At 34.0% G+C, this 7,820-nt stretch carries 7 protein-coding genes and 2 pseudogenes; 8 read left to right on the forward strand and 1 reads right to left on the reverse strand.

Features of this window, described 5'->3' with window-relative positions; translation table 11 throughout:
• Positions 1-54: 54 nt before the first annotated feature.
• From AC1DSB_RS10960 to AC1DSB_RS10995, 8 genes and pseudogenes are all read left to right on the forward strand, one after another.
• Complete coding sequence (locus AC1DSB_RS10960; protein ID WP_477586718.1) at positions 55-1,152, forward strand: copper resistance D family protein; 1,098 nt, start codon at positions 55-57, stop codon at positions 1,150-1,152.
• Positions 1,153-1,156: 4 nt separating this feature from the next.
• Positions 1,157-1,228 (forward strand): annotated as a pseudogene (locus tag AC1DSB_RS10965) (oxidoreductase); the annotation flags it as partial.
• 353 nt (positions 1,229-1,581) lie between these two features.
• Positions 1,582-2,112 (forward strand): D-glycero-alpha-D-manno-heptose-1,7-bisphosphate 7-phosphatase, encoded by a 531-nt coding sequence (locus AC1DSB_RS10970; protein ID WP_477533160.1) that lies wholly within the window; start codon positions 1,582-1,584, stop codon positions 2,110-2,112.
• A gap of 41 nt (positions 2,113-2,153) precedes the next feature.
• Positions 2,154-2,380 (forward strand): annotated as a pseudogene (locus AC1DSB_RS10975) (TIGR03943 family putative permease subunit); the annotation flags it as partial.
• A gap of 755 nt (positions 2,381-3,135) precedes the next feature.
• Complete coding sequence (locus AC1DSB_RS10980; RefSeq protein ID WP_477586719.1) at positions 3,136-4,572, forward strand: YcdB/YcdC domain-containing protein; 1,437 nt, start codon at positions 3,136-3,138, stop codon at positions 4,570-4,572.
• A 456-nt stretch (positions 4,573-5,028) separates the two neighbouring features.
• Positions 5,029-5,736 (forward strand): hypothetical protein, encoded by a 708-nt coding sequence (locus AC1DSB_RS10985; RefSeq protein WP_477533341.1) that lies wholly within the window; start codon positions 5,029-5,031, stop codon positions 5,734-5,736.
• 279 nt (positions 5,737-6,015) lie between these two features.
• A complete protein-coding gene (locus AC1DSB_RS10990) occupies positions 6,016-6,441 on the forward strand; it encodes a hypothetical protein (protein WP_477586720.1) in 426 nt (141 codons plus the stop codon).
• Between the two features lie 37 nt (positions 6,442-6,478).
• Entirely contained in the window at positions 6,479-6,817 is a 339-nt protein-coding gene (locus AC1DSB_RS10995) for a hypothetical protein (protein ID WP_477586721.1), read from the forward strand.
• 358 nt (positions 6,818-7,175) lie between these two features.
• On the opposite strand, the gene AC1DSB_RS11000 is transcribed toward AC1DSB_RS10995, so the two are convergent.
• A partial coding sequence (locus tag AC1DSB_RS11000; protein WP_477586722.1) for a polysaccharide deacetylase family protein occupies positions 7,176-7,820 on the reverse strand: 645 nt, incomplete at its 5' end.

The following is a 7,820-nucleotide window of genomic DNA, read 5'->3' on the forward strand; positions in this document are numbered from 1 at the left end:
GGTATTGATAGCTATTGGCACAACTTTTTGGTTGTTGAGAAAGGAAGAAAGTAAATGATTTTGATTTATTTATCTGAGACGCTATTATATTTGTGTTTCTCACTCATAACGGGTTCACTCATCTTGTCACTTATACCCGGAAGTAGAAAACCGGAAATAACCATTCGTAAACGATGGATTCAGATTTCTATTTTAGGAATTGTGATCTTTTCCCTCTTTCCGGTAATACGACTCGTACTCTTTCTTTACGAGGACATTGGGTTATGGGTAACCATACAAAATGTAATTTCTACCTTTGAAGTCGGGCAAGCATGGTCATTTACGCTGTTTGTATCAATTGCATTTTATCTGTATGTCTCGRTCTTCTCGATTTTCACTAAAAAAATTCACACGGTCATTTCATTGTCCTTCACCTTTGTTCTTCTCTTAGCGTTGGGATGGGCGAGTCATTCAGCCTCTCTGAACGAGTGGAGTGGATTTGTAGCGCATTGCATCCATTTCCTAGCGGTAACAATTTGGGTCGGCATATTGATAGTAGTCAGCTGGTTTTCGGTGAATTCTGCAAACTGGTTAACGTTTTTAAAATGGTTTACGCCGGTAGCCATAAGCTGCTTATTGGTAGTAGCTGCGTCAGGGTACTTTCTGATGACTTTAGTTATTGATTTGAACAATTATGCAGATACTTGGATTCTCCCATATGGACAATCTTTGCTTATTAAGCACTTAATACTTATTCCCATTATCTTTTTTGCAATTATCAACGGAATTTGGATGAAGCGAAAAATTCAAAAGGACTCAACTATTAATCCACGTAATTGGGTTAAGGCGGAGAGTTTTACTCTACTATTAATTTTCTCGTCGACAGCTGTCCTTGCACAACAAGAAGCACCACATGACATTGACTCAGTAGCTSCCAGTAATGGAATGGCGAGATTATTTAGTACAGTTTACTCCGAATCCATTTCTTTACCCATCGATGCTTCCATGGATTTAAACTTGTTAGGCATACTCTTTTTTGGACTATCCATTTGTTTCTTATGCCTTGCTTGGGTTGCGACGGTGAAAAAGTTCTCACCTCTTATAGCCTTTAGTATGAGCATGTTATGTATAATTTCCATGTATTTAGGGTTAATGAACAGTGTAGTTTTCTAAATAAGTAACACCAATTAAAGGATTGTATTTCCTGGGGCTTCCATGGCAACCCAGAAGAGATTCTTCTCTTATATAGGGTGTTGGAGAAGTCGCGCTATATATAATAGACGTAATACATAAAGGGCATGGATATTTTCATTGAAAATTGTAAATGTTTATAAGAAAGCAAACCGAGGAAAAACTGCAAAGACAGTATATTCTCGGTTTTTCTATAGGCAATGTTTAGTTCAAACTTAATAGCAATTTCATTCCTAACCTGGATCCAGAAATGAAACAATTCGCAAAATTAATGGAAGGTAATAAAATAGAAAACTTGAAAAAAGCAGTTCATCAAAAAAGTGTTGGTCGTAATTTTGGAGATATCCCTCAAATACGCATAAGCCCGTTCTTTTATTGAACGGGTTTAATACATGTAAAGGTGTGATTTTAATGAAGAAGGCAATATTTTTGGATCGAGACGGAGTTATTAATGAAGTGCTAACGGATAGAGTTAAATTTGTAAATAAGCCACATGAGCTATACTTCTTACCTGGTGTTCCAGAAGCAATTAAAAAATTGAATCCTTTCTTTGATTTCATATTTGTAGTAACTAATCAAGGCGGTGTTGGATTGGGATTCATGAAGGAAACTGAGCTAAATAAAATACATGACCATATGATTTCTGAATTAAAGAAGGAAGGGGCAGTTATTCATGACGTGGCTTATTGTCCCCATAAACCAAAATCGGGCTGTGCCTGTCGCAAGCCAAATAGCAAATTAATTATAGATCTTAGTAAAAAATATGATATTGATTTATTACAATCCTACATGGTGGGAGACACCGATACAGATATTATTGCAGGGAAAAAGGCAGGGACAAAGGGAGTATTCTTGGGTAAGAGTGATCCGCTTGCAGATGCTGTTTTCCCGGACTTAATAAGTGCTGTGGATTGGATTATAGAAGATGCTACTGCGAAGTAAAGCATGCTTGTTTGACGCTTTAAGAAGATAGTGTCCGCTTTAGGCAACTTTTTGTTCTTCAATTCGGTATCAAACATTGTGTAGCAGATTTAGGTGTTTTCGGGATGTTAGGTGAATTTCATGAGGATATGAAAATTGAAGATTACGAATGGATACATGTTAAAGGAACACTTTCGTCCGTCTATTATCAGCCTTTTATATCCACAATCCCTGTGTTAACTGTAAAAGGATGAAAAAAACAAAAGAACCGAAAGACCCATATTTATAGAACATATTAATTTTTTGTGAAAAGAAACGTAAAAATAGCTACTTATAACGTTTCCATTACCACTTGGTAATAAAACAGACGAAAAGGGTGGACTTTTCAGATTATTACGTCGTTATGATAAATACGGATGGAACAATAAATCAAGATAAGATAGATGAGAACTTCATGAAAATAATTAACGCAAAGAAAATCTTGCTATGGATTCAAAAATGACTGCCTTTAATCGGCAGTCATTTCAGACTGTAGACAAACAAAAAAATAAATGTTGATTTCCATTGCGGCAGTAGCTTTGAAATAAAGTTTGATAATTTAAAACAAAGTCCGATAATTTCTAAAAAAGTTTGATCATTTATTAATAAAGTTTGATTAAAATTATCTCACCTCTATCGTTTCTTAGAATTGAGGTGATTTTGTTTTTTTTTTTTTTGGATATTTATGTTAATTTCACTATAAAGATTGTGAAAAAATGTACTTAAACTAACGGAGCAGGTTAGTTCAATAAGAAGGCTTTTTTTGGAATGCCATTGAACAACGATAAAAGGTACATTCTTTCAGCTTTTTTAAGCTGATACTTTAGATAAGCGCCCTTTAATGGAATAAGCAGGAATTTTTGAAAAGGTTTCGAAGTAGTTATTATACTGACGATTTTCCAAGAAGCAGGATAATGCAAGAAGGTATATCAATTCTTTTAAGTAATGTAAAATTCAAATAGTGGAGAAAGAGAAAGAAATATCAAAACTACAGAGGTGGCTTGCTTGCTAAGAGAAAAATTAAAGAAACGTGCAATATCGATGGTCCAACTTCCTGGTCATTTTCAACCTCACATAGAGGAGTATGTTGAGCGAGAGAATGGAGAAGGGGAGGCAATGTTTTCATGGACAAACGAAGAACAAGATGAGGGTATTACTATTAATATGGATTTATCTGGTAATTTGACTAGTTTATCAATTGATAGTAACGATAAAAATTCAGATGTGATTCCTTTAAATATAGAGGAAAAAAGAGGATGTGCCGAACAATTTTTACTTAGCCATTATCCTGAAGCATTAAAAGATTTAACATACTATAAAACAAAAAAACTTACTTGTGCAGACCGTTTTTACTATGAACAAATCGTAATGGACTTACCGTTAGAACATGCTGGTTGTTATATTGATATAGACCTCGCGGGGAATATTGTTAAGTTTACATATGAAGGTGTGAAAAGGATTCCTGATATTCCAAAAATGTTGATTTCAAAAGAAAAACTGGTTGAACATGTACAAAATAGACTTAATTTTCAACTGACAATTGCAAATTTGTATACTACTATTCATGATGTAGCAGAAGATGGAATCAGTCTTGTGTACGAACCTGAGCAATTTTTCATGAAATATAAAGCGGACGTTTTGAAACCAACGTTAACGATTATACATGACGAAGACGATCCGCAAACATATGTCTTGCTTACTCCTCCTTCGAGTACGACCGTACGAAAAGATTTATCTATTGAAGATATCATTGGTATTACCGAGAGGATGGAAGTCATTCGTGAAGTAGATATGGGGGAAGAAACGGGCATAGTGTGGCGTGATCGGGACTGGGAGATGAAGGAAGGGGATTTATCTATAAATGGCTACTTCAATAGACAGTCAGAAGATACAGTTAAAGCCTTCATTTCAAAGAAAACTGGTAAAGTCAGAAGCTTTATGTGGTTTAATGAACGAAGTGGCGATCTTAGACTTAGTCGTGAGGCATGTTATCAAAGAGCCATTGTGTTTTTACAAATGAAAGTTCCAGATTATTATCAGTATCTACAACTGATTGTTCGAGAAAACGAGGATGAAGAGGATGATTCTTCAATGAAAGAATCATTTACATTCCATATGCATAACGGTCATGGTATACCAATTCAACTAGGATTAGTTATGGTTGTTGTTAATCGTCAAACAGGACAGGTTGATCATTATAGCGGACCGCGTTTTGATATGGAACAATTGAGCCAAATCCCTGTAGAACCGGTTATTTCTAAAAAAGAAGCAAGTGAAATGTTTATCAATCATTTGGATTTTGAATTAGCTTGGAACAAAAATTATGATAGTGAAACAGAATCCTATATCCTTGTTTATCAAGCGTGTGATCGTCATTCCAGGACCTCCATCCAGTACATTGATGCCATGACTGGAGCAGTTATTTCCAATATAGATAAATAACATGTGATGACGTCAAATTGGACAGGTTCATAGGGACAAAATTAACTAACCAAATTACAACTATGTTTTCTTATTCAACTAAATCTATAGTTAATTAAGAATTAAGTGACTTTAAGATGGTTATTCCATTAAAGGGTGCTTTAATGGAGGAAGGATCACAGAAATAATCAAACTTTTTTATAAATGAATGATTCAATTGAATATATTAAGAGTGTGTTTTGATCAATTTTTTTTTCAAAACAGACTCTTTCTTTTTGTTCATTTATCAAGGTTATTAGTATCAATTTGATCAAACTTTATTCCAAACCTACATCTTCAACTCACGGGTGCTTTACTTCAATAAAAAGTTAGGCCTTTTTCTTCTTTAACTAACGAGGCAGGTTAGTTCAATAAGAAAAATTTTTCGAAACTAATATGTCTTCAAATACGTATAGTTGATGGAGGAGGATTCCCATCATGTTGTATTTATTCATTTTATTTCTAGCTACTCAATTAGGTATTTGGATTAGGTACTTTGTTAAAGGGGTTATTGAACTTTCACAATTGGGTCTTAGCTGTTTGTTTTTAGTAGCTGCGGTAGTATTTTTTATTATTGAAATTATTCAAAGTAAAAAAGATGCACAGTTTAAACCAAAATCAGAAGATCTTTGGCAAACAAGATTAACAGAACGTTCTAAAAGGACGGAAAAGAAACTTACAAAAGGCAATCAACGTATTTTTCGCTATAGGCGGTATTATCCTACTTTTTGGCAACGTTTATTTGTTGAGTTGGTAAATGCCCCCGATAAATATATCCATCTGGCTTTTTTTAATGAAACCAAGCGAGTAGAGTGGCAAGAGTATAGTAAATTTACTTCTAACAAAGCTGTTTGGAAAGTAATAGAGAATGGCATAGAAATCGCGGAAGCTCGTTATACCCCGAAGATAAAAGATAAACTAAATTTTGAGGATAAGTTAGCCATCCATATTCAAGACGAAACCTATCAATTACTATCCTATAAAGTGAGTAATCAAGTTTTGGTTTATAAAGAGTCACAAAAGATTAGCGAAGCCGATTTGTCAAAATTAGTGATGGGAAATTTAGAGTTTCGCATACATGATACGAATGAAGAACTATTAGCCATGGCAATTGTGCTATTTCAATATTTACATAAAAGTGGCTGAATAGTTGAAGGTGCACATAGAAAGTACATAATAAATAGTTTTATCTGAAGCCACTACTTTACTCGATTTATGGGATTTCCGAAATGTTGGAGATTCCCTGATAGTGATAAATAATTAAAGGAAAAAGATTCTTCTTCAAATAACGGGTGCTTTTTAGCTTAAGATCATCGGGCTGCGCCTCTTTTTTCTTATTCCACTAACGGGGTAGGTTAGTTCAATAAGGTGTATCTTTAAAATAAGAAAAAGTAGTCGATGTAAACTGAAAGTAGGTGACTACCAATGGAGAATCAATATATTGCTCTTAGTGCACAACTTGGAGATCAAAAAGCTGATAAGGCTGTCGGACAATTTATTACTCGAATAAATATTCTCCTTAATAAGCATTGTAATAAAGCTTATTGCCAAGAAGTTGATGAAATCGCACCAGCTATATTTGTTGATGGCGATCTATGGTATTGGGAGTTTGAAGGCTGTCAGAAGTTACGCTTAAGTAAGAAAARTCGGTATATTGAAATCCACATAGGTATGCCACGTAACAGATGGGAGACTTCAAATACCATAGAAATTAAGAAATATCTTATTAATAATTTGAAAACCGCGTTGGAACTTATGGTTAATAGGTTAAAAAAAGAGAAATATGAAGTTAATGATATAGATTTAATGAGTGACTTTTCAAAAGTAGAAAAGGACTTCTTCTTCAACTAACGGGGCAGGTTAGTTCAATAACAAATAGGGGGTAAGTATGAATAATAAAAAACTAAACCAATTTACATTGGTAGATGTTATTGAAAGGAAAATACATTTCACAAATACAAATACTATAATCAATAAAACAGATTTTAAAGATGATAATGAGGGTGAATTGATGGCTTATAACGAAATGTTAGCGGACGTTAAAGAGATGAAGGAAAATGAATTTGTAAGTAAGTACCTAAAAATAATAAATAGACTTGCGGTACAGTTTGAAAACGAAGAATTTACAGCTAAAAGAGAAATAGAAAAAATGTCTGGATATAATAATGCAATTGTCTCTATCTTAAAGTGTATAAACCCAATTCATGAGTATGATTTACAAGATTAAATCATAAAGAAATTCAAATTTGCCTTATTGAACTAACGGGTGCTTTACTTCAATAAGGGGTAAAGCCTTTTTCTTATTCAACTAACGGGGCAGGTTAGTTCAACAAGAAAGATGTTAAAATGTATGACAAGTCGTTTAGTTGGTTATTCCGTGTACATGTTCAAATCGATCGAAACCAAGAGTGTTAACCGCAGTGAAGAAAATATGAGAAATTGGAATTAGTAAGAGTGTATGAATAACTTTATAAGTTTTTATCTCACATAGTAAAAAACCCATAAAGGAATTTCGTAACAAAATCCCTTTATGAGTTTTTTTATTTTTAATCAAATGTACGGAAAATCTTCTGCTTCAACCACTATTATTTGTTGTTTTTATACTCAATAAGTTCAGAAATAGTTACAAATTTGTACCCTTGTTTTTGAAGTTCAGGCAAAATCTCCTCAAGTGCTTTCACCGTCTGTTTACGATTACCACCACCATCATGGAAAAGAATTATGTCGCCCTGTTTTGTAACATTCAATACTTTATTGACGATTTTTTTAACACCGGGGTTTTTCCAATCCTCTGTATCTTGGTGCCAAGACCACATTACAACTGTGTATCCTTTGTCCACAGCCAACTTGATCATGTCATCTGTATATTGCCCGCCAACAGGTCGAAACAACTTTGGGTAAGAACCCGTAATACTGTATATTGTTTCATTGGTCTGTTTTAATTCTTTCTCTAATTTTGTGATTGTTGTTTTTAAAGGATGTGTATATGTGTGATTTGCTATTTCATGCCCTTCATCGTGTACTCTTAATACCAGTTCCGGATATTTTTCTGCATTTTCTCCAATAATAAAGAAAGTAGCTTTAGCATCGTAATTACCTAATAAATCTAAAACTTCAGCAGTATATTTTCGGTGGGGACCGTCGTCAAATGTAAGAGCTACTATTTTTTCTTCCGTTTTTATATCCCACACCACTTCCCCAGTTTGTTCGTAATGGCGACGTCCCTTATC

This window comes from Paenisporosarcina sp. P4_E4_2, from assembly GCF_056401595.1.

Bases quoted from the DNA above. Each gene is read 5' to 3' on its own strand.
- AC1DSB_RS10985 (WP_477533341.1), top strand. From the start codon at position 5,029: ATGTTGTATTTATTCATTTTATTTCTAGCTACTCAATTAGGTATTTGG.
- AC1DSB_RS10995 (WP_477586721.1), top strand. From the start codon at position 6,479: ATGAATAATAAAAAACTAAACCAATTTACATTGGTAGATGTTATTGAA.
- AC1DSB_RS10970 (WP_477533160.1), top strand. From the start codon at position 1,582: ATGAAGAAGGCAATATTTTTGGATCGAGACGGAGTTATTAATGAAGTG.